Origin of the sequence: Bradyrhizobium sp. 1, from assembly GCF_023073315.1 — a bacterium.
GTDB lineage: Bacteria > Pseudomonadota > Alphaproteobacteria > Rhizobiales > Xanthobacteraceae > Bradyrhizobium.
Map to the genome: position 1 here is coordinate 39,116 of NZ_JADPJH010000037.1, position 24,968 is coordinate 64,083.

The window sequence follows — 24,968 nt, forward strand, 5'->3', positions numbered from 1 at the left end:
CGGGGCATTGCGCCTCAGCGCTCCTCGCGATCGGTTCCATGTCCGGGAGCCCGGTGCTGCGTCTGCGGCTGGCCGTGCTCGCTCGTCTCCTTGCAGGGGAGCTGCTCCCACGATCCATCGGGCGCCTGCTGATAGGCGCTGCAGGACGATGACGAGGTCGGTTTGTCCTCGCTCTTCTGCTGTGTGTCGGCATTCCTTGCGAAGGCAGGGGCGGCCAGCGCTGCGCTGACAGCGACGCTGGTGGCGACAACGAGATGAGCAATCCGCATGGGGTTCTCCTGTTCGAAGAGCCGCATGCTGCCGAGAAATGTGACGATTATTTGCCGCGGCAAGGGTTCCGCCGCGGTGTGCTTAACAGCGTGAGATACCGCTAGCCGCCCTTGCTGCGGATCAGGCCGGCGGTCTTCTGTTTCTCGCACCAATTGCTCATGCCGAGCCGGCGCTGGTCGAGATCGGTCATCTGGGTCGCGACCGCGACCTCCGCCATGATGTCATCGGCCTGCTTCTCGCCCATCTTGCCGCCGGTGTGCAGCCAGGCAATCGCCTTGCGCACCTGCTCGGTGGTGCCGTCGGGCAGCTGCATCTGCTGCGCCCTCTGCACCAGATCCTGGTAGGCGACATCGGTGCCCGGGCATTCGACCTTGGCGGCGAAGGCCTGCAAAACCATCGTCACATAAGTCGAGCGCGGATGGTCGTCGGCCGCCCGGGCTGGAGCTGCGATCAGCAACAGGCTTGCCATCGGAAACAGGCTTGCCATCAGAAAACGGGTGCGCATCCTAGGGTATCCTCCTCGATTTTTTTACAAGGCTAGCGTCCGGCGCGCCGCTCCGCAATGGTGCCGGGCCGGAATTGTCGCATCGCCGTGCGGTGCGCTACGGTGACCGCTCCCGGACCCGGAGCGCGACATGAGCCTGTTCAGCACGCCATTCGATCCCGTCAGAGACACAGCGCTTGTCACCGGCGCCGGCAACGGCATCGGCCGCGCCATCGCGCTAGGCCTGGTCGGCGAGGGCGTCCGGACCGTGTTCGCCGATATCAGCGCGGAACGGGTGAGTGCGGCGATCAGCGCGAGCAGCAGGCCCGAATTGGCGGTGCCCTGGGTCGGTGATCTCGCCAAGTTAGACGCTTGCGATGCGCTGCTGGCCGCCGCACATGCCGCGCTTGGCGAGGTCTCGCATTTCGTCCACAGCGCCTCGCCGCCGCGGCACGAGGCCGATCACGCGCTCGCGGTTGATCGCAGGACCTGGCAGGAGATGCACGCCGTCAATCTCGATGCCGGCTTTCATCTGGCGCGCGAGATCGCAAAGCGGCTGATTGCAGCGAAGCGGCCCGGCTCGTTCCTGTTCCTCACCTCGCTGCATGCGGGCACGCCGCGTAACCTTCCGCATTACTCGACGGCGAAGGCGGGGATGGCGATGCTGGTGAAGGAGCTGGCGAAGAGCTTTGGGCGTTACGACATCCGCGTCAACGCGCTGGTGCCGGGTGCGATCGCGGCCGGCGGCTTCGTCGCGGATGCTTCGCTGGCGAAACACATTCCGCTCGGGCGTCTCGGCGCGGCGGACGACCTCGCGCCGATGGCGCTCGCGGTGCTTTCGAACAAGCTCTCAGGCTATGTCACCGGCGCAGCCTTCGTCGTCGACGGTGGATTGTCGCTGACGAACTGGTTCGAGCCGCCGGCTCTCGAAGATTAGCCTAGCGCTGCCAGGCCGGCACGGGATCGAGCGGGGTGCGATAGACCTCGTTGTGATCGCGGTCGGTGACGCGCACCGCGCAGCCCTTTTGCTGCAGTTCCGGCTTCACCTGCGACAGTTCGGTGGCCAGCTGAACGGCGCGGTCGGAGGCAACCTCGATGTCTTCGAGGATGATTCCGCCCTGGTTCTTGAACTCTTCACCAACCACGAGATCGAAGGAGTAGTAAGGCATCCGAATTCCCCGATGTGACGACCCAAATCTTGAAGAGGAGTCTTCAAGAGAAGCCTTCAACGGAAGTCTTCAACACATGCCGGATGGTATCACTGAGTCTATGATTTTCGAATGAACGGACCGCACAATCTCTGTGCCTATGGCGCAGAAATGATGTGCAACATTCCAGCGTGTTAAGATTTTATTAAATATGTCGGCGCGATCATGAGGCATGGAATTGCAGCAGAACCGGACTCCGGGAACCGGCAGCTGCAAGAGAAGGCCGGCGGCATAGATCCCGACGGCCTTTTCTCTTGGTCGAGTCTCCTGGATCGACGCATCGATCTCCGTAGTCGCCCGGACTTTGGCGCATCACATCGAATCGGACAGCTTGCGCGACGCGCGTTGTCGCGGCTCTAGCGCAGCGGCATCGGCGGACGCACGACGGGGCCGTCGTCATCGGCAACGGCCTGTGTCGTCGTAACAGGTGCGACCGGCGGCGGGACTGCAACAGCCTGCGGCGGAGGTGCGAGCGGTGTCGGCGGATACGCCGGCATATAGGTCTGCGTCACCGCAGGCTTCGGCTTACGCACCGGCGGCGCCGGGGGCCGCGGCGGCAGCGCGGACACGCGGGCGCGCGGATCGATCGGCCTCGTCTCGGCCACGGGCTTCGGCGCGGCGGGCTTGGCCATCTCGCGCGCCATCTGCTCCTGTCCGGCCTTCAGCTCGGCGATGCTCGCCTTGAGCGTTTCGATCTGCTGCGCCATCAAGCCGAGATCGCGCGTCATCGACTGCACCGACTGCGCTGGATCGGACGGCGCTGCTGCGGGCACGGCCGCAGCCTGAGCCGCGGGCGCCGTCGCAGTTTGGTCGGTTGAAGCTTCGGCCGCGGGCGGGGCGGCCTGCGCGGCGGCGACCGGAGCCGTCTGCGACGCCGAAGGCAGCAGCGAGGCCAATGCCGGTGTCCATTCGGCGAGCATTTGTGTCGCCGCATCGCCGTGTTGCTCCCAGGCGATGGTGGCGGCCACACTGCCGCCCGCAAACAGGAACGTGACGAACGCGCCGCGCAGCCACTTGCCGGCGACGGATCGTTTCGGCCGGCCGTGACCATCGCTCGCCGTCAGGCGCACCGCCGTGTCGATCGGCGATGCTGCCGCAGCGGGCTTCTCGTAGACCACGTTGATGGTGGGCTCCGAGCGGCGCGGCTCCGGCGTGAACTTCAGATTGATCCTGGGTTCCGGGCGGCCTGCGATCTCCGGCGCCAGCGCGGGCGCAACGCCGATCGGGCGCGAGGCCAGCACCATCTCGGGCGAAATCTGCACGGCGTCGTGCGGATCGTTGTCCTTGGCCGAGTCCTTCACGATCTCATCGACGATTTGCTTGCTGTTCAGCGTTGCGAGCATCGCAGCTCCTTATGGTCGTCCGCATTGGCGCGACCCGATCTGTTGAGGTGGGCTCATCCAAATCTGATGAGGTTTGCCCGATGACGCACGAGTCCAGCCGGGTTTGACCAAAGCAAGGCAAGGGGATGGAGATGATGCGACGCTCTTTCGCCGTTTGTGGTGATGGAACCTGGTTTGGCAAACACGTGCACGTGTTCCAGCTTGCCTTGTTTTCAGCACGATTTGGGCAGCATCTGGTAACGCTGGGGGCGCTGCCATTCACTATCGGGGGGCCGGCGGTGCCAAGATTTCTATTCACTTTGTTCGTCGTTGCCTTGCTGCCGCTGGGCGGCTGCATGCAGGCGACGCTTTCGCCATCGACAGATGCGAGCATGACGGCGCGCGACCGCCAGTTGCTGGCGCATGCGCCTTACGCCCAGGCGAGCGTGCCCGAGCAATATCTCCGTCACGTCGTCGATTATCCGCGCAAGGAGCAGCCGGGCACGATCCTGGTCGATACCGATGCGCGCTACCTCTATTTCGTGTTGCCCGACGGCAAGGCGATCCGCTACGGCGTTGCGGTCGGCGAGGAAGCCATGGCCTTCTCAGGCGTGGCGCGGGTCGGCCGCCTCGCGGAATGGCCGGACTGGGTTCCGACGGCGGAGATCCAAGCGCGGCTCGGACCCTATCCGGCGCGCGTGACCGGCGGCCCGGCCAATCCGCTGGGCGCGCGCGGCATCTATCTCTATGCCGGCAACAAGGACACGCTCTACCGCATCCACGGCACCAACCAGCCCGAATATATCGGGCAGGCGATCTCGTCGGGCTGCATCCGGATGCGCAACGAGGACGTGATCGACCTCTACGACCGCGTGAAGCTCAATTCGACCGTCGTCGTGCTGCCCCCCGGACAGAACGCACAGGTCGAGGCGGGGAAGAGCTGGCGCGGGTGAGGGGCGCTCACTGAGGTGTGAATGCGCGCAGGACTGGCGATCCCTGAAGGGTGAATTGCTTCACAGGAGATCCGCCCGTTTTGCGCTAAGCCTCGATGGCCGGTTGCCATTGGAGGCATCATGCAGAAATTTCTTGATCAATTGAATGAAACTGACCGCCGGGTCGTCCGCAAGTGGCGGCTGGCGACCTTCGGTTTTTATGGATCAATCCTGGCCGGAATGATCGTGTATATGGCGCTGCATTGGAGTCCGGAGGTCAATTATGCCTCGGTCGATGCCACAGCACATCCGAAGGTCGTGAGCGCACCACGGCATTGATTGAGCGCAACGTCCCGGTCGGGTTTTACTCCTCGGGCCGGGCAATTCGCCATTGCAACGTCGTCGCGTTGCCGTTGACGTCGCCCGGTGACTTGTCGGCGGGCGAGGTGTAGAGCGGGCGGTAGCGGTACGCCCACATCTTGCTGCCGTCGTTGCGGCCGATCACGGTGAAATCGCCGACGGCCTTGGCGTCGGTCGTCGCGGTCAGCGGGACCCAGCTCTCGTTACACTTGCCGTTGCAGTTCGAGCTCTTGCCGTTGGTGTCGCGCTCATAATAGTAGAGCGTCATGCCCTTGAGATCGACCAGCTTGGGACCCTGCTTGGTCAGGACCACCTTCGCCGGTGCGGTCGTGGCCTCGGGCTTGGGCGCGGGAGCAGCTTCGCCGCCGCCATGACCGTTCGCGAGCGCGGGAACGCTCGAGAGCGCGATGATCGCAGCGGCAATGTGGAACCTGAACATCCAAAACTCCCGAACCGGCAAAGTTAATCGCGCGTTAAGCGCAGAATGTTGCCGACCGTAGCAGCCGAAGGTTAGTTCCTGGTTTCGCGGCACTGCGAATCGTACTGATAGAAATACGGGGTTAGGCTTCGCGCAAGGGCGCGCGGCTGAGCGCGTTGCCGGCCGCGATGGCTTTGCGCAACAGCCGCATCAGCTCCTCACCCTCCTTGGCGCTGAGGCCGCGCAACATGATGCGCTGCGCCGATTCCACCGTCGGCGTGATCTTGCGCAGCGTGCGCCGGCCCTCGTCGGTGATCTCGAGCTCGCGTGCGCGGCGGTCGCGGCTGGAGGCACGCCGCTCCGCCAGTCCCTTCTGCACGAGGCGATCGATGACGCCGGTAATAGTGGTGCGGTCGTAGGCAATCAGACCTGCCAGCGTCACCTGGTCGAGCCCCGGATTGGCCTTGATGGTCGCAAGGGCTGCGTATTGCACCGGCGTGAGATCGAAGCCGGCTTCGCCGACCTCGGCCAGGAACACCGCAACCGCGATCTGCTGGAACCGGCGCGCCAGATGTCCGGGCATATCGTTGGGGTCGCTCACCGAATTCTCCTTGAGAGGAAGGGAGGGCCGTGATTATTGACAAGTATACTGATAGTCAGCATACTGAGCAATATCAAAGCAAGACGTTAGCGGGAGAGTGCTCATGCAATTCCATCTCAATGGATTTCAGCCGGGCGATCCTGAGATCGCCGATCCCGCAGAGCGCATTCAGGCTTCGGGCGCAGCGGGTGCCGTGCCCGAAGAGGTCGACGTCCTCATCGTCGGCTGCGGGCCCGCAGGGCTCACGCTCGCCGCTCAACTTGCGCAATTCCCTGATATCAAGACCTGCGTCGTCGAGCAGAAGCCGGGCCGCTTGCTGGTTGGGCAGGCCGACGGCGTCGCCTGCCGTACCATGGAGATGTTCCACGCCTACGGCTTCAGCGAGCGCGTGCTGAAGGAGGCCTGCTGGGTCAACGAGACCACGTTCTGGAAACCGGACGAGCGGTGGCCTGAGAAGATCATCCGCAGTGGAAGGGTGCAGGACGTCGAGGACGGTCTGTCGGAATTCCCCCACGTCATCCTCAACCAGGCGCGCATCCATGACGGCTTTCTCGATGTCATGCGTAAAGCGCCGGCGAAGCTCGAGCCCCATTACAGCCGTCGCCTGCTGGACCTCCATGTCGATCCGGCCGCGGGCACTCCCGATCATGCCGTGACCGTGCGTCTCGAGCGCGTCGATGCCGGCAACGAGGGCAAGGTCGAAACCATCAAGGCGCGCTATGTCGTCGGCTGCGACGGCGCGCGCAGCACGGTGCGCAAGTCGATCGGCCGCGAGCTACATGGCGATTCCGCCAACCACGCCTGGGGCGTGATGGACGTGCTGGCGGTGACCGATTTTCCGGACATTCGCTTCAAGAGCCTGATCCAGTCGGCGAAGGACGGCAGCCTGCTGATCATTCCGCGCGAGGGCGGCTACATGGCACGCCTCTATGTCGAGCTGGCAAAGCTCGACGCCGGCGAGCGCGTCGCGAACCGCAACATCACCGCCGAGGACGTGATTGCGAAAGCGCAGCGAATCTTGAAGCCGCATACGCTGGAGGTGAAGGAGATCGCCTGGTGGTCGGTCTACGAGATCGGCCAGCGCCTGACCGACAAGTTCGACGACGTGCCGGAGGCCGACATCAACGCGCGCCTTCCGCGCATCTTCATCGCCGGCGATGCCTGCCATACCCACAGCCCGAAGGCGGGGCAGGGCATGAACGTCTCGATGCAGGATGCCTTCAATCTCGGCTGGAAACTCGCCGCCGTGCTGCGGAAGAAAAGCGCGCCGAGCCTGCTGCATTCCTACTCGGCCGAGCGACAGGCGGTTGCGAAGGAGCTGATCGAGTTCGATCGCGAGTGGGCGGGCATTCTGGCTTCCGCGGCGAAAGCGGGCGGTGCCGATGCGGCCAAGACGCAGGACTATTTTGTCCGGCACGGCCGCTACACCGCGGGCACGGCGACGCATTACCGTCCTTCGGTGCTCACCGGTACGACTGCACATCAGCACCTCGCACAAGGCTTCGTGATCGGGACTCGTTTCCACTCCGCCCCGGTCATTCGGCTTGGGGACGCCAAGCCGGTGCATCTCGGCCACGCGGCGCAGGCCGACGGCCGCTTCCGCGTCTATGCGTTCTCGCCCGCGGAAGATCCTGCGGCCGCGGGCTCAGCCATTCGCGCGTTGTGCAATTTCCTTACTGAGGCGCGAGAGTCACCGGTCAGGCGATATACGCCTGTCGGAGCCGACATCGACAGCGTGATCGACCTGCGCGCGGTGTTCCAGCAGGATCATCGCGAACTCGCTATCGAGGCGATGCCGCCGCTGTTGCTCCCGCGCAAGGGCCGCTACGGCTTGCTCGACTACGAAAAGATGTTCTGTCCGGATCTCAAGAGCGGCCATGATGTTTTCACGATGCGCGGCATCGATCGCAAGGCGGGCTGCATGGTCGTGGTGCGGCCGGACCAGTACGTCGCGAACGTGCTGCCGCTCGACGATCTTGCAGGGCTCGCGTCGTACTTCGACGCCTTCATGCTGCCGGCGAATTGACGTTGAGGGTGTTGCGCTCGCCGCGTCGATGAACAGCGGATGAATATTGAACCGCGTGCGGCTTGCGTCGATCTTTCGACGGATGCGGCGGCCGTGAGCGGAACGCTCGTTCCGCCTGCGCGTTCCCACTCGCAGAGGAGGAACACGCCATGAGACTCAAGAGCGTTTTGGTTGCCACATTGCTGCTTGCCCCGACGGCCGCGCTGGCCGCGCCGGGCATCGTCACCGTCTCGACCGGCCTGCGTGCCGGGCCGGGTTCGGGTTTTCCCCTGGTCGATCGCATCCCCGAGGGCGCCCGCGTCAACATCCACGGTTGCCTGCGCGGCAATGCCTGGTGCGACGTGAGCTTCTCGGATGATCGCGGCTGGGTGTCGTCGCAATATCTCGAATATCTCTACCGCAATCACTACGTCTATCTCCCCGACTATGTCGACGAAATCGACGTGCCCGTCGCGCCTTTCGTGCTGAGCTCGTACTGGTCGAGCTACTATGAGGCGCGGCCCTGGTATCGGCGGCACGCCTACTGGAATAATTACTGGACCTCGCATCAGCGCGTTGCGACGCGGATGACGATCGATCCGCATGCGGCCCGTATCGGCCGCGCGGCGACGCGCGATGCTGCAATCGCGCTGGGACGCAACGGCGCGAACGCCAAGGGCAACGTCAGGGGCAGCGCCGCGATCTCCGGACGTGACGCCGCAACGGCACGGCACGACGCCTCGATCGCCAAGCGCGATGCGGCGGTCGCGGCTGATCGGACGCGCGCCGGGCGGCACGACCGCATCGTGAACGAGCGGGCGAATGTTCAGATCCGCAATCCGCGCGATGCGCAGGCGCGCATGATGCACGACCATGCGGCGAGCCGCGCCGCTGTGCGCGCGCAGCCGATGGCACGTGCGCATGAAGCGCCGCGGATGTCGGCGGCGCCTGCCGCGCGTCCTGCGATGCCGCATGTGGCACAGCCGAACGTCAGCCATGGCGCGCCGATGAATGCGCATGCGCAGATGCCGGCGCCGCGCGCGGCTGCACCTGCGATGGCCCATCCCGGCGGCGGTGCTCCGCACTTCAATGCCGCTCCGCATGGTGGTGCGCCGGCTGGTGGTCCCGGTGGCGGTCGTCCGAAGCATTAGCGTTGCCAACGAAAGCCCGGCTCTCGCGCCGGGCTTTCTGTTTGCGCGGACCCGAGTTCCCTGCGCGTACAATTTAAGACGGTTCTTCGCGGGTAGATTTCATCGATCGTAAGATGTGTATCCAAAGATGTAAGCATCCACTCGGGGCAGCGGGGCACGGGAGGATGAAATGAGACAGAGCCAGGCGGAGACGCGCCGCCAAAATGTCGCGAAACGGTCGATGACTACAGAGGCCAAAAAGCTGTCCGGCCTGATCGCCGGACTGCGCAAATCGCTCGATGGCATTAACAAGCAGCGGGCGAGCACCAAGCTTTCCGGCGCCGAGATGGGTCTTCTCGATGAGCGCCGCAACAATCTGTTGCTGACGATAGCTGCCCTCGATGACCGCCTCTCGGCGGTACAGGGACTGATCGATCTCGGCCGCCCGCACGTCATCCGCGTGCACTGAGCGCGGGCGCTAGCGGCTTCGTCGCGGCGGCGATGGGCCGGGGCCCGGCTGGCGGTTTTGCATGGCATAGTAGGGGTTGGCGTAGCACTGTGCTGATTGTCCTGAAGCGGTCGCCGCGCACTGCGCCATCGTCGTAAAACTGCAATCAATGGCGCTGCCGTCGATGGTGTAGACCTCGATGCAGACGGGATAGCGCGGATCATAGGTCTGTGCTGCTGCCGGCGTTGCGCCGAACAGGCCGGCTGCAAGCAAGCCCACGGCAAGCGGAATCGCATTGATGATGCCTGGCATGATCTAACCTCCGTCGCTCAGCCGGAACCAAAGCACAATGCTGCCGCGGATGGCACCAAATTGCCACGCTCCCGGCGAATTGCCGCCAAAGCCCGCTGCCACGAGGGAAGCGGGTGCAGGGCAACGCAAGGGGATGCGCATTGGCCTATAAAATGATCGCAGAACGCGATAATGAGAAGTGCAGTTTCGCCCGCGAGAGCCGGCTGCTCATCGTGGCGAAGGCAAAGGTGTGGGCGAGTGAGGGATGGCAGGTCGTCATCACCGACCAGGATGGCAAGGCCTATACGCCGCCCGAATTCGATCAGTTGCTGGCGGCCTGACCGCGCAACGGGGCTAGGGGACGAGATTTGACGACGCTCATGCGGTCGGGGCGCGACGTGATCGCGCCCCTGATGACTCTTGCAGCCGCTGCCGCGCTGACGGCGACGGTTGCGTCCGCGCAAAATCTCGATGCCGGCAAGCCGGCCGAAAAGCTCTTTACCGATGGTTGTGCGACCTGCCACCGGAGTCCGCGCGGTCTTGCCAAGGGGCGCTTCAGCCTGATGCTGTCCTGGTTCCTGAAGGACCATTACGCGACCAGTCCCGACACCGCCAAGGCGCTTGCTGCATATCTGCAGTCTGTCGACGAACTGCCTCCACGCGCTACGGCGAAGCCTGGCGCAAAGCCGTCCAAAGCTTCACCGCGTCCGTCCAAGCCGGTGACAAGCCGCTAGTCGCCGTCGGCGACGATCACGCGCGTCCATCAGATCAAGACGGCGCCGTAGGGGCACTTGCAGCCCGGGCGGAGCGCAGCGCAATCCGGGGCGGTGTGTCTGCAGCGGCAAATGTCCGGAATTGCGCTGCGCTCCATCGGGGCTACGGAGTAGTGAGCGGAACCGCTACGCTCGCTTGCGGGTCTGCGCAATCAGTCGGTCGTGCACTGCGCGTAGCTCCGCGCTCATCCGCGTCTGCCCCGTCGTGACAAACGACAGCCAGGCGCCATCGGCGGCGAGGCGGACGACATGCAGCTCGGGCGCGGCATCGGTGCCGCGATGACGTTTCAGGCGCGCCTTCATCCAGTCATTCCAGAGCCGGCGCAGTGACGGGTCGGTGACCACGACCATGCTCAGCGCCGCCCAGGGCGTGGCGAAGCCGAAGGCCTTGCCGGTGAACACCGCATTGACGTAGGCACGCGTAAAACTGCCGCGCGGCTTGGGGTCGGCCTCAATGGCGGCGTCGATCTCGGCATCGACACGGGCAAGCAGGTCGGCGAACAGTCCCTCGATCAGCGATTGCTTGCTCGAAAAATGATGGAACAGCCCGCCCTTGGTGACGCCGGCCGCCGCTGCCACCGCCTGCACCGTGACGCCTGATACGCCGTGATCCATGGCAATGGCCGCCGCACAGTCGAGCAGGGCGCGCCGGACCTGCTCGGGCTGCTTGGCGCGGGTATAGGCGCTGGCCGGCATCAATGCGCCGTTGTCTGCGAGAACAGGTTGATGACCACGACCCCCGACACGATCAGCGCGATGCCGACGAAGGCCGCCGCATCCAGCATCTGGCGGAACAGTACGAAGGAAACGGTCGCGGTCAGGATGATGCCGACGCCGCCCCAGATCGCATAGGCGATGCTCAGCGGAATGACCCGGATCGCCACCGACAGGGCATAGAACGAGGCGACGTAGAACAGCACCATGGCGAGCGTCGGCCACGGTCGCGTGAACTGCGCGGATTGCTGCAGGAAGGCGGACGCCGTGACCTCGAAGATGATGGCGAGGGCAAGAGCCGCGTAGGCATTGAAGGCGGAGGTCATGACAAGCTCGGGCTTGGTACGCGAAAGATACCGCACGGTAGGTATGTTTAGCACGCGGGCTATGGCTTTTGCCTGGAGGAAGTATCACGTGTGAGTGACGAGCCTGCGACAGGGGTGGAACGCAGCACGGGGCCCGCCGCCCGACGAATCGCGCGGCGGCCCGGGATGTCGTTGCGGTTCGTGCGGCGTCAGTTGATCCGCACCGAGAGTTCGACGTCCTCGGCGAAGGGCGTGGACATGTAGCCGCTTCCGGGCGCGCGCACCCGCGCCAGATAGTCGGGGCTGTCGTCGGCGTTGTCGGCGACGATGATCGCGCCTGGCCTGAGACGGCCTTCGACCAGATCAAGGATATCGGGGTAGAGCGCCTTGGCACCGTCGAGCAGCACGAGATCGATCGTCTCAGGCAGGTCGGCGCTGAGCGTGTTCAACGCATCGCCTTCGCGGATTTCGACGAGATCGAGCAGGCCGGCGCCCGAGAGATTCTCCCGCGCCCGCACCGCCTTGGACGGTTCGAACTCGCTGGTGATGAGGCGGCCGCCGCCATTGTCACGCAAGCCTGCGGCAAGGTGCAGGGTCGAGATGCCGAACGATGTGCCGAACTCGACGATCACCCTGGCCTGCGAGCTGCGCGCCAGCATGTAGAGCAGGTGACCCGTCTCGCGCGAGACCGCGAGTGGGTCGTCCTTCAGGAGTCCGTAGAGCTCCGCGTAATCGGTCTTGCTCCGCATCATGCGCGTCACCCGCGTCCGGTCTGCGTCGGACAGGTTGGCGACGGCGGCCTGTGTTGCGCCTCGCGCTGCTTCTGCCTCGAGGAACAGGCGATCCAGCAGCGGAGCAAGTGACGTGATGGCAAGCGAAGTCATAGTCGGGGTGGTCATTGGAAGTCTCCACGTTCGCGAAAAGCCGCGCGCTTGCGCTGTGGTTCAAATACGACTAATTCGTCGCGTTTCCTATTCGCATTATCTGGACACAACCATGGCCGATCGCCGAAGCCGTTCAGTTTCCTCACGAAAACAGCCACAGCAGGCCCGCTCCAACGAGCTGGTGGCGGCCATTCTGGACGCCGCTGTTCAGGTCCTGGCGAAGGAGGGCGCGCAGCGTTTCACCACGGCGCGGGTGGCGGAGCGGGCCGGGGTGAGCGTCGGGTCGCTCTATCAATATTTTCCAAACAAGGCGGCGATCCTGTTCCGCCTCCAGAGCGACGAGTGGCGGCGCACGAGCGAGCTTTTGCGCGGCATTCTCGCGGACCGGGCGAGGCCGCCACTGGTGCGGCTGCGCGCATTGGTCCATGCCTTCATTCGTTCGGAATGCGAAGAGGCCGCGATCCGCGGCGCGCTCAGTGACGCCGCACCGCTCTATCGCGACGCGCCCGAGGCACGGGACGCGCGAGCAGCAGGCGAGGGCATCGTCGCGGCGTTCATGCGGGAGGCCTTGCCAAAAGCCCCGGATGCGACGCGCATGCTCGCCGGCGAGCTGATCAAGACGACGCTGAGCGAGGTTGGCAAAAGGTTCTCGGAGACGCAGCGCAGCGAAGCGGACATCGCACGTCATGCCGACGGGATGGCCGATATGTTCTGCGCCTATCTCGGCGAGCTTGCACGGCGCCGAGATCATTCCTGACATCCGCGTTTGCGGGCCAATATCGTTTCTGACTTGGCCGGATCATGAGTTAGCCTCGGCTCGTCGTCCATCCAGCCATCGAGCGCCGCGCCATGCATGTCCTCCGTCCCCAGTTCCGCATCGAGGAGCAGCGCGCGCTGGAATTCGCAAGTCGGCGCGGTTTCGGCATGATCGTGGCGGCGGATGAGTGCGGCCCCCGTGCCTCGCATGTGCCGTTCGTGCTGGACCAGCGCGACGGGCGCACGATCGTGCAGATCCATTTCACCGCCAAAAATCCGCTCGTGGCGCTCGCGGACGGCGCGCGGCGCTTCCTGCTGATCATTGCCGGGGACGATGCCTACATCTCCAACGACTGGTACGCTTCGCGCGACAATGTCTCGACCTGGCTCTACGAAGCGGTGCACCTGTCGGGCGTCGCGCATCTGCGCGAACTCGATGAGAATCGCGGCCATGGCGATGCGCTGCTTGCGGTCTCCGAGGCGCGCTTGCCGAAGCCACCCTGGGACCTCGCGCAAATGGAGCCGGACAAGCGCGAGAGCATGTTGGCCGCGATCCGTGTCATCGATCTCGTGGTGGACAGCGTCGAGGGGCAGGCCAAGCTCAACCAGCACAAGAGCGATGCGGATCATGTCGCTATCGTGGGCCGGCTGGCACGGTCGGAGGAAAGCGGACACCGGCGGCTGGCGCAGAAGATGCAGGCGCTGCGGCCGGGCCTTGGGTATGAGACCTTGTGATCCGGGCTACGCTTGCGTCGTTCAACGTTTGACCTTACGGACCTCTGCATGCTCGTCATCTCCATTCAAAGCCAGGTGGTCCACGGCCATGTCGGCAACAGCGCGGCCGCCTATGCCATGCAGGCGGAGGGCGTGAACGTCGCGGCGGTGCCGACGACGCTGCTGTCGAACCATCCGCGCTAGCCGACCTTGCGCGGACGCGTGCTGGAGACCGATCTCGTCGCCGATCTCCTCAAGGGCGTCGAGGAGCGCGATATCGTCGACGAGGCCGCCGTGCTCGTCACCGGCTATCTCGGCTCGCCCGGCAATGCGGCCGTCATCGCCGACTTCGTCGAGCGCGCCTTGATCCGCAATTCGAAGCTGATCTATCTCTGTGACCCCGTGATCGGCGACGACGGCCGCGTCTATGTCGCCGACGGCATTTTGGACGTGGTGCGGCACCGGCTGCTGCCGGCCGCCAACCTGACCACGCCGAACCAGTTCGAGCTCGAACTGCTCTCCGGCATCACGATCGCGGACGCCCAGGGCCTGCGCGCGGCATGCACGGCCCTCGCGGGGACCGGCCGCACCGACGTCGTCGCCACCGGCTGCACGCTTACGGACACGCCGGAGGGGCAGGTGGAGACGATCCTCTGCGCGGATGGTCAGCTGTCCCGCTTTGCGACGCCGCGCCTGCCGATCCGCCCCTCAGGGACCGGCGATCTCCTCACCGGCCTGATCGCGGCGCATCTGGCCAAGGGCAAGGCGATGGAGGCGGCGGTGCGGCTCGCAGTCGAAACCATTTTTGCGGTGCTGGTGCGCACGCAGGAAGCAGGGACGGCCGAGATGCGCCTCGTGCCGTTGCCGGGCCGGAAGCAGTAACCGCTCAGGTCGCGCGCTTGCCGGCCGATTGCGCCGACTTTTGCGGCTTGGCCGGGCTCTTCTGCTCACGCACGGCCTGCGTCTTCGGCGGCTTGGCGCTCGCCACGGCCCGTGACTTCTTCGGCTTGACGCTGGCGACTTCCCTGCGGTCCGCCGTGCCACGCTTCGAGATGTATTCGGCGCCGTCGATCGGGCCGACATGCGGCGGATCGCGGCCGAGATAGGGCCGGCCGATGCCGAGCGCCTTGCCGTTGGCGTCGACCCATTTCCACAACACCTCGGTCGAGACCCAGCGTTGCGCGCGGTTGTTGCCCGCGGTCGAGACGATGTCGGCCGCCATGCCGTGGCCGTAGCCGCCGCGCGTGCTGCCGCCGTGATAGGAGCGGTCGGACGCCGCCTTCAGCCCGCTCGCGATCGACTGGCGATAATCGTCGCGGAACGCGCTGGTGATGCCCGGCGAGAGGCCGGCGGCCTCAGCTGCGAGCAGCGTGCGAAACAGTTTCTGCTTGAAGCTGCGATCCATGCCGCCAATGACGTAGTCCATCATCGGCTTGCCGGCGTGCTCGGCCGCCTTCGGATCCTTCCAGCCAAAATCCTCGTCGACGAGTTTTGTGAAGCTGCGCATCACCGTGACCATCTTGCCCCTGCGCTTGACGGTGACGGCGCGGCGGTCTTCGACCTTGATCGAGTCTTCCTTGGGCGTGCGCTGGTAGAGCGCCCAAAGATAGCGGTCGATGCAGGCATCCATCACGAAACATTCGTCGAGCACTGCGACGGTGTCGGCGGACGGCGACGCCTTGCTTGCGGTGGGCGCAGGGCCGGCCGCGATCGTTGCGGGCGACAGCGCATCCGTCGCCACGATCTCGGTGGGGTCAGCGGATGCGAGTTTTATCACGGGCTCCGACGCCGGTGCCGCCTCGCTGACGGCAGCCTCTGGTTCAGGCGAAATCTGCGGTGCTGGCAGCGCCTCCGCCGGCAAGATCAGCGCCGGATCGGCGGATGCGAGCTTGATCGCAGGGGCGGGGTTTTCGGGCACCGGTTCAACGGGCGCTGGCGTTGCAGCGACGGCAGCCGCGATGTCGGCTGTCAACGCGATGCCATCCTCGATGGTGGCGGCGCGCGGGACGTCGGCGAGCTCGAGACGGCTGATATCTTTCGCGCGCGACACGGCAGCCGCATTGGCGCCGCTGTTCTCGATCAGCGCAGGTGCATAGGCGGACAGGGAGAGCGCCAGCCAGCCGGCCATGACGGCCGAGGGGCACGAGACTGCCACCAGAAGAGACCGCCGATCATTCATGATCCTGCCTCCAAAAGGTTCTGACCGAACCAGTTTGCACAGCTTGCTCACGCGGTGCGTCCATTGTTCGGAGGACGATGTGGCGGCGCAATGGCACAGTTCGGCGAAAACGGGCTTTTCGGGCAGGTGTTGCCCGCGGGCAACGCGAGTTCCATTGCGGTTCCAGGGAGCGCGGCACACGGTCCGAAAATCCAGCAAAATGCAGCGTTCATTGTCGTCAAATTGAGGGATGCAAATTTACTCAATCTTGGATTGTGTCCTGCCATTTCTCTCGTGCCGGCAATGTCCGGTGAACTGGGAAGGACGCAAGTCGTGAAATTGAAATGCCTGTTGGCCAAATTTGCAGCCGATGAATCCGGCGCCACCGCGATCGAATACGGCCTGATCGCAGCGGGCATTGCGCTCGCCATCATCGAGATCATCTACGCGCTCGGCACCAATCTCGTGGCAAAGCTGCAGGCGCTGGCGACGGCGCTGAAATAGGGCGGAGTGCTCGATCCCTCGCGTCCGGACGCCTGGCGCGCTGGGCCGCGCATCATTGTGACAGTTAACCATTGCGCCCATGCGCGTGGCGCGATGTTGCGATGCAGCAATGCATATCGCAATGCAGCAAATCAGGCTTAGATGTGCTCCGAAACTTCTCTCTGGAGCATCACCAATGAACAAGAAGACTTTGTCGATCGCAGCCGCCGCCCTCGTCATCGCGGGCTCGACTGCCACCTTCGCCGCCGAGCTGCCGGCCTATGAGGCCAATGGCATTCCGGCTTCGCCCGTGCAGGTCCGCGTGCTCGGCGCCAACAATGTCGAGCAGCAGGTGACGGCGCCCCCCACCAGCGTGACGGCGCTTCAGGCCAGCGTCCTGACGCCGCGCAAGCTGAAGACCGCGACGGTGACCACGGGTTCGGCTCGCTAGACCAGCCTGCACGGTTCGGGCGGATCGTGCCTACCGCAGGATTCGGGTTTTAAGAAGGCCTGATGTCGCCTTCAAGCCGCGTTCCCTCCGAGGAACGCGGTTTTTCTTTGCGGTCGGGAACAACGCGTTTTTCTGCGCGCGTGCGCGGATCGAGAAACGCCGACGAAAAAAGCATCGCGCACTCTCTGTGTTGTGTACGGCGGTTCAAGACGAGTGTGATCTTCTTAATAGTTGTTTTGGAAATCGTGGCGCCTGATGCGCGCGCCGCTTGCATATTGAGCGGCCAATTCTGGAATCATACTGGAGCCGTCATGCCCGTTGCGCAAAAAGCCGTTGTTGCCAGCACCTCGCCCCGTGAGTTCATCGTCAGGCATCTCGCGATGTTCGCCGCCGCCGCGTTGTTCGTGTTCGTGCTGAGCCTGACTTATGGGCTCGATCTCAGCCCGGGTTTTTTCTGAGTGTTGCGCAGGCTCGACGGCGAACGACCGTAGAGCTCGGCGAACGCGGCGTTGAAGCGGCGCAGGCTGCCGAAACCGGCCTGGAACGCGATTTCCGTCATGGTGTGATCGCTGGCATCAAGCAGGCGCTTGGCGCGCTGGACGCGCAGCGTCTTCGCAAGCTGTTGTGGCGTGGCACCGACATGCCGCTCGAACAACCGCGCCAGATGACGCGAGGAGATGCCGAGCCGCAGCGCAAGCGACACCACCGAATCCTCATCGAGCGCGCCCTCGTTGATCAGCTTCACCGCGCGTGCGACCGTCGAGCGCGTGCCGTTCCAGGCCGGGCAGAACGGCGCGGTCTCGGGGCGGCAGCGCAGGCAAGGGCGGAAGCCGGCGGCTTCGGCCGCCGCGGCCGTCGGATAATAGACGACGTTGCGCGTCAGCGGCTGCTTGGCCGGACAGACCGGGCGGCAATAGATGCCCGTGGTCCTCACCGCCGTGAAGAAGCGGCCGTCATAGCGGGGATCCCGGCGCAGGCGTGCGGCGTTGCAGACATCAAAACTCGGCATGGCCTGATGATAGCGCATGTTCGTGCGGGCGAAAGGGCCGCGAGATGACCGAGTCCGATTGCGGCGAGCCGCGTAGCGCGGGGCGGCGTAGAAGGCGGCCCTCCTTTAATGAAAGCCAGGGAGCCCGCCGTGACCAGCCCGAAAGACATCGTCCTCAACGCCTGGAAGACCTTTTCATCACGCGACTCGACGCGCATCGCGGCGCTGTTCACGGACGATGCCGAATGGATCGCGCCGAAGGGCAACGCCACCGCGGTCGCGCTCGATCACACCGACCACATGATCGGCGCGCAAGCGATCGCGCGCTTCATCGCGCAGGAGATGCACAGGATGTTTTCAGATGTCGATGTCGCCTTTCGCGGCGTTTATGCCGACGGCGATGTCGTGATCGTGGAGGAGCGGATGCGCGCCACGCTCACCACTGGCAGGCCATATGAGAACGACTATTGCTTCGTGTTCACGGTCGCCGGCGATCGCATCCGCGAGGTGCGGGAATACATGGATACGCGCAAGGGATGGCGGATGGTGTTCGGCGCGGAGGTGTGACGGTGAGAGCCGCGCGTGGCCCGTAGCCGCTTTGCCTGCCAGCCCTGCAACCGCGTGGGTTGAGCCGGCCCGCGCGCTGACATAAGGCTTGCCCATGGATCAGCGGACGAGCGGCGCTGACGCTCTCATTCACAAGAACGATGCGGCACCGGCGCTTCTTGGCGTCGTCTGCGGCCTGTCGGCGGCGCTGTTCTGGGCGCTGGGCTTTGCCGGCACGCGGCATGGGCTGAAGGTCGGCTTCACGCCGGTCGATCTGCTCGTGCATCGCTACGTCTGGTCGGGGATCGCGTTCCTGCCGCTGGTGCTGCGCGCGGGAGTCTCCGATCTCTGCGGCATCGGCTGGGGCAGGGGCCTCGTGCTGATGGTGCTCGGCGGCCCCGTGATGTCGCTGATCTCCTACACCGGCTTTCTGTTCGTGCCGCTCGGCCATGGCAGCGTGATCCAGCCGTCGTCCGCGACGCTCGGCGGTCTGCTCCTCGCTGCCATGTTCCTGAAGGAGAAGATCTCCGCCTCGCGCTTTGCCGGCGCCGTCGTCATCGTCGGCGGCCTTGGCGTGATCGGCGCGGAATCGATCGGTCATATCGGCGCCGACGGCGTGCAGGGCGATCTGATCTTCGTGCTCACCGGTTTCATGTTTGCCGGCTTTGGCGCCCTGCTGCGTCACTGGCGCGTCTCCCCCATATCGGCCGCGCTGGTCATCAACGTGCTGTCGCTGCTGCTATTGCCGATCTATCTCCTGACCGGCGGGCTCGCCCGCATCGCCGCGATCGGCGTTTCCGAAAACGCCATCCAGGCGCTGGCGCAGGGCGTGCTTGCGGGGCCTGCCGCGCTCTATCTGTTTGCCGTCTCGGTGCAGCGTCTCGGTGTCGCCCGTGCCGCCGTGATTCCCGCCTGCGTGCCGGCGCTGACGCTGCTCACCGGCTGGCTCCTGCTCGGCGAGCAGCCGACGATGTTGCAGGCCGCCGGCCTCGTGACGGTGCTGTGCGGGTTTTATCTGGCGCAACGGCAGCGCTGAGTTTACTCACGCCTTCTTCACGAACTCCGATTTCAAATTCATCGCGCCGATGCCGTCGATCTTGCAGGCGATGTTGTGGCCGTCGGTGGCGTCCTGGAGGCGGATATTGCGGACCTTGGTGCCGCCCTTGACGACCGACGAGGAGCCCTTGACCTTGAGGTCCTTCACCACGATGACGCTGTCGCCGTCGCTGAGCACATTGCCGTTGGCATCGCGCACGCCGGCGTCCTGTGCGACCGGCGCGGCCGCATCGCCGGCTGCGCTCCATTCATGGGCGCATTCCGGGCACATCCAGAGATCGCGGTCCTGGTAGGCGTGCTCCGACTGGCAGTTTGGGCATTTCATCGGTTCGGTCATGGCTTGCCTCGTCACCCGTCACGGGCGCGCCGCACGCATTCCGCCGGAAAAGATGGTTTTGGAGCAATTCCTTTACCATGGCGTCTGGTCGGGGTTGAAGGGCTGGAACCTTAGGAATTCAGGAAAAATTCCGCGGTATCCATGTCCTGACAAGACGGATGCGCCGGACACGCCGTTCGACGCGGCCGCAAATCATTGGAGCTGTCATGAGCGAGCATCGCGCTGCCGTCAGACATCACACGCTGAGGACCGGACTGGTCGAGTTCGACAATGGCGCCGGCAGCATCGTCAGCGTGCCCTGCACGATCCGCGATGTCTCCGGCAGCGGCGCGCGGCTGCAGCTCAACAGCTCGGCCTGGGTGCCGGAGCAGTTTGCGGTGATCTTCTCCGGCGGACTGCGCAAGGCCTGCCGGCTCGCCTGGCGCAAAGAGAGGCTGATCGGCGGCGCGTTTGCGGATGGTTATGCGAGCCCGGACGAGCAGGCGGCGATGATGACCGTGGACGAGCAGTCCCGGCACCGGCTCGGGATCGGCGCGCGCGTCAAGGCTGCGCGCGAGACCCGCGGCTACACCGAGGCCCAGCTCGCCGAGCGCATCGGCGTCACGCCGGGCTTTCTGGCACTGGCCGAGCAGGGCGAGGCGGATATTCCGCTGTATCAGCTGATGCATATCGCCGATTTGCTGATGGTCGGTCTCGATGGGCTCGTGGCGGGGCCAGCGCCCGAGGACGTCGACGCGGCGTAGGGAGCCGCCACAAAAAACATAAACTGCGAAAACAACCCCATGCACAGTAGCCAAGTCGTTGAATTCGCAGGGATTGCGGATTTTACGAAATTCGCTTGCGCCGTCGGGCAAAACAGGCGCATGATGGCATCGTGGCCAAAGGCGGGGCTGGAGGCCCACCCCGGGACAAGCCTCGCGTAAGCGGACGTTGGGATAGTGGCATCTACTCGAAGTGAGGGGAGATTCCACCATGCCTATCGCAGGGCAAAAGCTGGCCTTTGTGCTGACCGCGTCCAAGCACGGCACGATGATCGTCAATCGCTTCGACTATCGCATGGCCGGTCCTGATTACGGCGACGGCGTGGGATTCCAGATCCTGGAGACGGCCGCGTTCGATCCGGGTGAAGTCAAGGTCGCGCTCGAGCTCTTGGCATTGCGGCGGAAGCACCATGGCGACGGGGTGATCGCCATCGACTGCGGCGCCAACATCGGCGTGCACACGGTCGAATGGGCCTCGGAGATGACGGGCTGGGGTTCGGTGATCGCGATCGAAGCCCAGGAGCGGATCTACTACGCGCTGGCCGGCAACATCGCCATCAACAATTGCTTCAATGCGCTCGCGGTGCATGCGGCCGTGTCCTCCGCGTCAGGCACCATGCAGATTCCGAACCCGAACTATTTCATGCCGTCGAGCTTCGGCAGCCTGGAACTGCGGCAGGGCCCGAACAACGAATTCATCGGCCAGCCGATCGACTATGCCAACAACACCGTCACGGTCCAGACGATGACGCTGGACGAGCTCAATCTGGCCCGCGTCGATTTCATCAAGATCGACATCGAGGGCATGGAAATGGAGGCGCTCGAGGGCGCGCGGGAGACGATCCGGAAACATCGCCCGATCCTGCTGATCGAGAAAATCAAGACCGACAACCGGCAGCTCGAGCAGTGGCTGCGCGACAACGGCTACCAGTCCATGGCGATGGCAATCAACGTCCTCGCCGTCCATCAGAGCGACAGGTGCCTGAAGGATATCAACCCGCAGCAAAGCGCCGGCCAGGCGGCCTGAAACGCTGTGGCTATGTGACAGCAAGTGCCCAGGCGAGTCACATAGCTGTGCAGGATGGGTAGAGCGACTTGTCCGCCGTTGCTCGACGAGCGAAGGCGGAAGCGAAACCCATCAATTGCCGTGATGGAATGACGGGTTTCGCAAGGGTTCTACCATCCCACAGGCGACTGCCTCGTGGAACGAGGGGTTCCGCGAGCGCTTGATCGATGCCGCGGGCGGCCAGAGCCGAGAGCGCCATTCAAGCAGGTCGCGAATTTGCTTGCCTTGCTTTGAGTCCTTTTGCACTCTCGTCGCTAAGGAGACCAACGCATGAAGATCATGACTGTCGCGTGCACGCTCGGAACGGCCCTGGTGCTGTGCAATCTCGGGACATCCGGTGCTGAAGCCCGGACGCGGAGGGCGCAAGTCGCTTCCGAACCACGGCTGAGGGTGGACGTTCCCGTGCTCAGGCCGACGCCGTGGGATTACAATGTCGTTCCACGCTATCGTTATCGCCCCGAAGACGACCGCGTCGATCCCTACGGCCCGCCGCTGGTGTCGTCGTATGTCCGCTATGAAGGCTGGCGGTGGCCGTATTGGTGGTGAAGGCCATAGACCGACGCGGAATGGATTGGACGCGTAGGGTGGGTTAGCCCCGCGGCTGCGCAAAGCGCAGTTCGCGCGGCGTAACCCACCACGTCTGTCAACGCGGAAAGCAAAGTGGTGGGTTACGCTGCGCTAACCCACCCTACGGATTCTACGAATCCCCTGCCGCAAGCCGCACAAACTGCCGCTTCATCGCGTTGACCCTGGCGAGATAGAACGCGACGAGATGATCGCCGCAGCGCTCGCCCGCCATCATCTGAAACTTGCGGCGCGCATAGGCGGTGGCGGGGCCTGCGCCGCACAGATGGATGATGGTCGCCAGATCCTGCTTCTGCTGCGGGCTTGGCTTCACATCGTCGGCCAGCGAGAGAACCAGCGCGACATTGCGATCCAGATACACCGAGGCCAGCTCGATGGCGTGGCTCGGGATCGCGCGGGTGTAAAGGAAGGTCGACCCGCAGCCGGTCTCGGTGACCGCATTGCCGCGAATACAGAACCGCGAGACCTCGGCGAAGGCCGGATCGGTCATCTGGAAAAGGCCGACCGCGCTGGAGGCGGGCTTGTAAATCGCCAGCGGATTAAAACTCCATCGCCAGCGCCAGTAGGTGCGCGCCACCGGATTGCCGGAACTCTCGACCTGCGCCAGCGCGGCGAGCAATTCAGGCGTGATCGTCGCGGTGGAGAAGGTGTGGAAGAGGGGACCATATTGGCGCCAGATCGCGGCGGGGTCCTTGTCGAGAGAGTGGCCGATGAAGGCGAAGAGTTCGGTTGGTTTGCGGATGATTTGATAGGCGATGTTGAGGAGGGCGAGGGCCGCAAGCAAGAGGGCTGCGCTGACCGCGATCCGGACGATCCGCGGTGCGTGGGCGAACGCCTTTCGCATCCGCCGGGCGCCTCTTCGAAGGTTGCGAAAGCGAGGGAGGAGGTGGCTGCGTTTTCCTGGCATTGCGCTTGCGCAGCACTGTCACCGCAATTCGAGCTGTGCTCTCAAGACGCTGTGATCTCAAGGCTTGTGATCTCAAGGCTTGGAGCCGGCCATCAATAGCGGCCGCCGCTGCCCTTTTGCTGCGTGATCCAGTCCGACAATGTTCTTTTCGGTGTCGATCCGGCGGTCCGGCCCGGTGATGCCTTCGGATTGTCGCGAACGCCTTTCGTCGGACGGGTGCGCGGCGCTTCCGTTCCGTTGACGCTCTTCGAGCCAGCCGTCGATGCTTCCGCGGCTTCCTTCTCGAGGCGCAGCTGTTTCAATCGCGCCATCTTGATGCGCTCTGCCTCGACTGCGGGTCCTTCGGACAGCAGCGGCCTGTGTTGAGCGACCTCCGCCGGGACGATGACACCGATAATGGTCGTCTCGCCGAGCGCCTTGCAGGCTTCGAGCCGATGCAGTCCCTCGACCAGAACGAGGCGGTCTCCCTCGGGCCGAACGGAAATGGGGGTCTGTTGCCCGATGTCCAGCATACTTTCCGCGATCTCGGCGGCGGTCTCGGGCTTGAGGGTCTTCTTCAACTTCGTGGGAACGAAAATCGTCTCGATCGGGAAGCTTTCCGGTGTGGGCATAACTCGACTCCGCGTCTACCAGGCCCGTCGGAACCCATGCCGGTGGCATCGGGAGTTTAGAAGGGAAGGGCGCGACCGCAAAGGCAATTCGGCGCCAGGGTGTTGATGAGCAACTGGAACCGATATGCCATTACGGCGGACACGATTACGGTGACAGCGGCTCACCAATCCGGATCGCCGTAAGGCTCAATCATATAGGGCGGAGGCATCCAGTGTCCTCGCGGCGGTGGCCTGGGCCGCCGAGGTGCGGCCGCTTGCATGTGCGGCCGCGCTGGCGCGGCCGTGTCGTTGCTCGTCATGCTCCGTACGACGGGTTTCGCGGATGAAGTCGTCTGTTGCGTTTGCAGCGCCTGAACCTGTGCGGCGAGGCGCGCATTGTCCGCCGCATCCTTCTGCTGGGCCGCCTTGAGCTGTTGAATGGTGTCAGCCTGCTCGCGCAGCGTCTGCTCGTTGCGGCTTTTAAGTTGCTCGAGCTTTCCGTTGATGCTCGCAAGCTCGTTGGTGATGGTCTTGAGCGATTGCGGGAGATCAGACGACGATGGCTCAGGCGTTGTGGCCCCAATTCTTGAAGCGTCGGGTCTTGAAGCGTCAAACCCTGCAGCGCTCTCCGTGTCCTTGCCGACGGGCGGCGCGGGCACCGTGCCGGGCTCATCCGCGGCAGCCAGTTGCACGGCCGGCGGTTGCGCCGGGCTTTCAACCGCGGGCGCTTGCGGTGGCTCGCTCGCGGCCGGCGGAGCCCATCGCGCCATGATCGACCTGCTCATGGACCTGGCCTCATCGCGATATTGCGAAGCGACGGCGGCACCGAGAATGCCGATCGCCAGCGCGAGGCCAACTAGAACGCGCAGCGTGGGTCGATGTCCCTTCAGGTCTCGATCGCGAACCTTGCTATCCGGTGCCGGCGTCTTGGGGGCCTTGTCCTCGGAAGTCTTTTCATTGGAAGTCCTGGCTGCCTCCGCACCGGCGCTTGCTTGCAATATCCGCGGGCCTTCGCTGCCGCGTTCCATTCCGGAAACCAGCCGGTCAAGCCGCGCAAGGTCTTGCTCTGCGCTCTTGATCTGGTCATAGGCCCGCGCCAGCCCGCCTTCGGCGCGCACTGCGTCCGGCTTGGGGGCGCCAGGCTTTTGGGTATCAGGCTTGGGGTCGTCTGGCACCGATGCGCTCTCCATCCAGTCGGGCGTCACTGAGAGTGCGGCTGTCCAATCGCTGGGAGGATAGGCCTCGCCACTGTCCAACACAACGCGCGTGCGAAGGAGAAATTATGGCGGTCGCGCGGGCTGAGCGTGGGCGTTTCCGGACCGGCATGCGTCGCGAGCATCAGGTCCATGACTGAAATCGGTGTGGCTCCCGCTGATGCCCTATGTAGCAAGGCGTGACAGTTTCACTGTCCCGTTGTGGACCCGG

General features: G+C 64.4%; 34 protein-coding genes and 1 pseudogene. 19 read left to right on the forward strand and 16 right to left on the reverse strand.

Features of this window, described 5'->3' with window-relative positions; all coding sequences use genetic code 11:
* Window positions 1-14 precede the first annotated feature (14 nt).
* The gene (locus IVB29_RS34520) at window positions 15-269 is read right to left on the reverse strand and encodes a hypothetical protein (RefSeq protein ID WP_247507894.1); all 255 of its coding nucleotides are present in this window, start codon (window positions 267-269) and stop codon (window positions 15-17) included.
* 101 nt (window positions 270-370) lie between these two features.
* Window positions 371-775, reverse strand: a complete 405-nt coding sequence (locus IVB29_RS34525; RefSeq protein ID WP_247507895.1) for a hypothetical protein — start codon at window positions 773-775, stop codon at window positions 371-373.
* Window positions 776-905: 130 nt separating this feature from the next.
* Here IVB29_RS34525 and IVB29_RS34530 point away from each other — a divergent pair, with 130 nt between their 5' ends.
* Window positions 906-1,691 carry an SDR family oxidoreductase gene (locus IVB29_RS34530; RefSeq protein ID WP_247507896.1) on the forward strand — a complete coding sequence of 262 codons (786 nt, stop codon included), beginning with the start codon at window positions 906-908 and terminating at the stop codon, window positions 1,689-1,691.
* Window position 1,692: 1 nt separating this feature from the next.
* On the opposite strand, the gene IVB29_RS34535 is transcribed toward IVB29_RS34530, so the two are convergent.
* Window positions 1,693-1,923, reverse strand: coding sequence for a hypothetical protein (locus IVB29_RS34535; RefSeq protein WP_129273143.1), 231 nt, complete (start codon window positions 1,921-1,923; stop codon window positions 1,693-1,695).
* 395 nt (window positions 1,924-2,318) lie between these two features.
* Complete coding sequence (locus IVB29_RS34540; RefSeq protein ID WP_247507897.1) at window positions 2,319-3,305, reverse strand: hypothetical protein; 987 nt, start codon at window positions 3,303-3,305, stop codon at window positions 2,319-2,321.
* A gap of 335 nt (window positions 3,306-3,640) precedes the next feature.
* Between IVB29_RS34540 and IVB29_RS34545 the strand changes: the two genes are divergently transcribed.
* Together IVB29_RS34545 and IVB29_RS34550 are read left to right on the forward strand one after the other, a co-directional pair.
* Window positions 3,641-4,237 carry a L,D-transpeptidase gene (locus IVB29_RS34545; RefSeq protein ID WP_247508143.1) on the forward strand — a complete coding sequence of 199 codons (597 nt, stop codon included), beginning with the start codon at window positions 3,641-3,643 and terminating at the stop codon, window positions 4,235-4,237.
* 120 nt (window positions 4,238-4,357) lie between these two features.
* On the forward strand, window positions 4,358-4,555 hold the full coding sequence (locus IVB29_RS34550; protein ID WP_247507898.1) for a hypothetical protein: 198 nt from the start codon (window positions 4,358-4,360) through the stop codon (window positions 4,553-4,555).
* Window positions 4,556-4,580: 25 nt separating this feature from the next.
* Here the strand turns inward: IVB29_RS34550 and IVB29_RS34555 are convergent, their stop codons facing one another.
* Window positions 4,581-5,015, reverse strand: coding sequence for a hypothetical protein (locus tag IVB29_RS34555; RefSeq protein ID WP_247507899.1), 435 nt, complete (start codon window positions 5,013-5,015; stop codon window positions 4,581-4,583).
* Between the two features lie 121 nt (window positions 5,016-5,136).
* Window positions 5,137-5,595, reverse strand: a complete 459-nt coding sequence (locus IVB29_RS34560; protein WP_247507900.1) for a MarR family winged helix-turn-helix transcriptional regulator — start codon at window positions 5,593-5,595, stop codon at window positions 5,137-5,139.
* A gap of 103 nt (window positions 5,596-5,698) precedes the next feature.
* Here IVB29_RS34560 and IVB29_RS34565 point away from each other — a divergent pair, with 103 nt between their 5' ends.
* The 3 genes from IVB29_RS34565 (at window position 5,699) to IVB29_RS34575 (ending at window position 9,199) form a co-directional block, all read left to right on the forward strand.
* Window positions 5,699-7,621, forward strand: a complete 1,923-nt coding sequence (locus IVB29_RS34565) for an FAD-binding monooxygenase (protein WP_247507901.1) — start codon at window positions 5,699-5,701, stop codon at window positions 7,619-7,621.
* 149 nt (window positions 7,622-7,770) lie between these two features.
* The gene (locus tag IVB29_RS34570; protein ID WP_247507903.1) at window positions 7,771-8,751 is read left to right on the forward strand and encodes an SH3 domain-containing protein; all 981 of its coding nucleotides are present in this window, start codon (window positions 7,771-7,773) and stop codon (window positions 8,749-8,751) included.
* Between the two features lie 220 nt (window positions 8,752-8,971).
* Window positions 8,972-9,199 (forward strand): hypothetical protein, encoded by a 228-nt coding sequence (locus IVB29_RS34575; protein WP_247507904.1) that lies wholly within the window; start codon window positions 8,972-8,974, stop codon window positions 9,197-9,199.
* Window positions 9,200-9,208: 9 nt separating this feature from the next.
* On the opposite strand, the gene IVB29_RS34580 is transcribed toward IVB29_RS34575, so the two are convergent.
* Window positions 9,209-9,490, reverse strand: coding sequence for a DUF3551 domain-containing protein (locus IVB29_RS34580; RefSeq protein WP_247507905.1), 282 nt, complete (start codon window positions 9,488-9,490; stop codon window positions 9,209-9,211).
* Window positions 9,491-9,603: 113 nt separating this feature from the next.
* On the opposite strand from IVB29_RS34580, the gene IVB29_RS34585 reads away from it, so the two are divergent.
* Both IVB29_RS34585 and IVB29_RS34590 read left to right on the forward strand, forming a co-directional pair.
* Window positions 9,604-9,810, forward strand: a complete 207-nt coding sequence (locus tag IVB29_RS34585; RefSeq protein WP_346731323.1) for a hypothetical protein — start codon at window positions 9,604-9,606, stop codon at window positions 9,808-9,810.
* Between the two features lie 72 nt (window positions 9,811-9,882).
* Window positions 9,883-10,203 carry a hypothetical protein gene (locus tag IVB29_RS34590; RefSeq protein WP_247508144.1) on the forward strand — a complete coding sequence of 107 codons (321 nt, stop codon included), beginning with the start codon at window positions 9,883-9,885 and terminating at the stop codon, window positions 10,201-10,203.
* 165 nt (window positions 10,204-10,368) lie between these two features.
* Here the strand turns inward: IVB29_RS34590 and IVB29_RS34595 are convergent, their stop codons facing one another.
* The 3 genes from IVB29_RS34595 to IVB29_RS34605 all read right to left on the reverse strand — a co-directional run bounded on the left by IVB29_RS34595 (window position 10,369) and on the right by IVB29_RS34605 (window position 12,145).
* On the reverse strand, window positions 10,369-10,938 hold the full coding sequence (locus tag IVB29_RS34595; protein ID WP_247507907.1) for a TetR family transcriptional regulator: 570 nt from the start codon (window positions 10,936-10,938) through the stop codon (window positions 10,369-10,371).
* The gene (locus IVB29_RS34600; protein WP_247507908.1) at window positions 10,938-11,282 is read right to left on the reverse strand and encodes a multidrug efflux SMR transporter; all 345 of its coding nucleotides are present in this window, start codon (window positions 11,280-11,282) and stop codon (window positions 10,938-10,940) included. Before IVB29_RS34600 ends, IVB29_RS34595 begins: the two co-directional genes overlap by 1 nt.
* 188 nt (window positions 11,283-11,470) lie before the next feature.
* Complete coding sequence (locus IVB29_RS34605; protein WP_247508145.1) at window positions 11,471-12,145, reverse strand: class I SAM-dependent methyltransferase; 675 nt, start codon at window positions 12,143-12,145, stop codon at window positions 11,471-11,473.
* 112 nt (window positions 12,146-12,257) lie between these two features.
* On the opposite strand from IVB29_RS34605, the gene IVB29_RS34610 reads away from it, so the two are divergent.
* The 3 genes and pseudogenes from IVB29_RS34610 (at window position 12,258) to pdxY (ending at window position 14,497) form a co-directional block, all read left to right on the forward strand.
* Complete coding sequence (locus IVB29_RS34610) at window positions 12,258-12,902, forward strand: TetR family transcriptional regulator (protein ID WP_247507909.1); 645 nt, start codon at window positions 12,258-12,260, stop codon at window positions 12,900-12,902.
* A 92-nt stretch (window positions 12,903-12,994) separates the two neighbouring features.
* Window positions 12,995-13,636, forward strand: coding sequence for an FMN-binding negative transcriptional regulator (locus IVB29_RS34615; protein ID WP_247507910.1), 642 nt, complete (start codon window positions 12,995-12,997; stop codon window positions 13,634-13,636).
* Between the two features lie 48 nt (window positions 13,637-13,684).
* Window positions 13,685-14,497, forward strand: a pseudogene (gene pdxY / locus IVB29_RS34620) (pyridoxal kinase).
* Between the two features lie 4 nt (window positions 14,498-14,501).
* On the opposite strand, the gene IVB29_RS34625 reads toward pdxY, so the two are convergent.
* Window positions 14,502-15,794, reverse strand: a complete 1,293-nt coding sequence (locus IVB29_RS34625; protein ID WP_247507911.1) for a hypothetical protein — start codon at window positions 15,792-15,794, stop codon at window positions 14,502-14,504.
* 318 nt (window positions 15,795-16,112) lie between these two features.
* Between IVB29_RS34625 and IVB29_RS34630 the strand changes: the two genes are divergently transcribed.
* From IVB29_RS34630 to IVB29_RS34640, 3 genes are all read left to right on the forward strand, one after another.
* Complete coding sequence (locus IVB29_RS34630) at window positions 16,113-16,277, forward strand: Flp family type IVb pilin (protein ID WP_247508146.1); 165 nt, start codon at window positions 16,113-16,115, stop codon at window positions 16,275-16,277.
* A gap of 175 nt (window positions 16,278-16,452) precedes the next feature.
* Window positions 16,453-16,707: a hypothetical protein gene (locus tag IVB29_RS34635; RefSeq protein WP_247507912.1), complete on the forward strand. Its 255-nt coding sequence runs from the start codon at window positions 16,453-16,455 to the stop codon at window positions 16,705-16,707.
* A 62-nt stretch (window positions 16,708-16,769) separates the two neighbouring features.
* The gene (locus tag IVB29_RS34640) at window positions 16,770-17,165 is read left to right on the forward strand and encodes a hypothetical protein (protein WP_247508156.1); all 396 of its coding nucleotides are present in this window, start codon (window positions 16,770-16,772) and stop codon (window positions 17,163-17,165) included.
* Here IVB29_RS34640 and IVB29_RS34645 read toward each other — a convergent pair.
* Window positions 17,132-17,734: an Ada metal-binding domain-containing protein gene (locus IVB29_RS34645; protein ID WP_247507913.1), complete on the reverse strand. Its 603-nt coding sequence runs from the start codon at window positions 17,732-17,734 to the stop codon at window positions 17,132-17,134. The two genes, IVB29_RS34640 and IVB29_RS34645, sit on opposite strands and share 34 nt — an antisense overlap.
* A gap of 111 nt (window positions 17,735-17,845) precedes the next feature.
* Here IVB29_RS34645 and IVB29_RS34650 point away from each other — a divergent pair, with 111 nt between their 5' ends.
* A complete protein-coding gene (locus IVB29_RS34650) occupies window positions 17,846-18,262 on the forward strand; it encodes a nuclear transport factor 2 family protein (RefSeq protein WP_247507914.1) in 417 nt (138 codons plus the stop codon).
* 94 nt (window positions 18,263-18,356) lie between these two features.
* Complete coding sequence (locus IVB29_RS34655; protein WP_247507915.1) at window positions 18,357-19,277, forward strand: DMT family transporter; 921 nt, start codon at window positions 18,357-18,359, stop codon at window positions 19,275-19,277.
* A 6-nt stretch (window positions 19,278-19,283) separates the two neighbouring features.
* On the opposite strand, the gene IVB29_RS34660 is transcribed toward IVB29_RS34655, so the two are convergent.
* Complete coding sequence (locus IVB29_RS34660; protein WP_247507916.1) at window positions 19,284-19,634, reverse strand: zinc ribbon domain-containing protein YjdM; 351 nt, start codon at window positions 19,632-19,634, stop codon at window positions 19,284-19,286.
* Window positions 19,635-19,840: 206 nt separating this feature from the next.
* On the opposite strand from IVB29_RS34660, the gene IVB29_RS34665 reads away from it, so the two are divergent.
* From IVB29_RS34665 to IVB29_RS34675, 3 genes are all read left to right on the forward strand, one after another.
* Window positions 19,841-20,377 carry a helix-turn-helix domain-containing protein gene (locus IVB29_RS34665; protein ID WP_247507917.1) on the forward strand — a complete coding sequence of 179 codons (537 nt, stop codon included), beginning with the start codon at window positions 19,841-19,843 and terminating at the stop codon, window positions 20,375-20,377.
* Window positions 20,378-20,606: 229 nt separating this feature from the next.
* On the forward strand, window positions 20,607-21,422 hold the full coding sequence (locus tag IVB29_RS34670) for an FkbM family methyltransferase (protein WP_247507918.1): 816 nt from the start codon (window positions 20,607-20,609) through the stop codon (window positions 21,420-21,422).
* A gap of 309 nt (window positions 21,423-21,731) precedes the next feature.
* Window positions 21,732-22,007 (forward strand): hypothetical protein, encoded by a 276-nt coding sequence (locus IVB29_RS34675; protein ID WP_247507919.1) that lies wholly within the window; start codon window positions 21,732-21,734, stop codon window positions 22,005-22,007.
* 151 nt (window positions 22,008-22,158) lie between these two features.
* Here the strand turns inward: IVB29_RS34675 and IVB29_RS34680 are convergent, their stop codons facing one another.
* The 3 genes from IVB29_RS34680 to IVB29_RS34690 all read right to left on the reverse strand — a co-directional run bounded on the left by IVB29_RS34680 (window position 22,159) and on the right by IVB29_RS34690 (window position 24,733).
* A complete protein-coding gene (locus tag IVB29_RS34680) occupies window positions 22,159-22,953 on the reverse strand; it encodes a transglycosylase SLT domain-containing protein (RefSeq protein ID WP_247507920.1) in 795 nt (264 codons plus the stop codon).
* A gap of 92 nt (window positions 22,954-23,045) precedes the next feature.
* On the reverse strand, window positions 23,046-23,564 hold the full coding sequence (locus tag IVB29_RS34685; protein WP_247507921.1) for a ParB N-terminal domain-containing protein: 519 nt from the start codon (window positions 23,562-23,564) through the stop codon (window positions 23,046-23,048).
* 161 nt (window positions 23,565-23,725) lie between these two features.
* Window positions 23,726-24,733, reverse strand: coding sequence for a hypothetical protein (locus IVB29_RS34690; RefSeq protein WP_247508147.1), 1,008 nt, complete (start codon window positions 24,731-24,733; stop codon window positions 23,726-23,728).
* Between the last annotated feature and the right edge of the window lie 235 nt (window positions 24,734-24,968).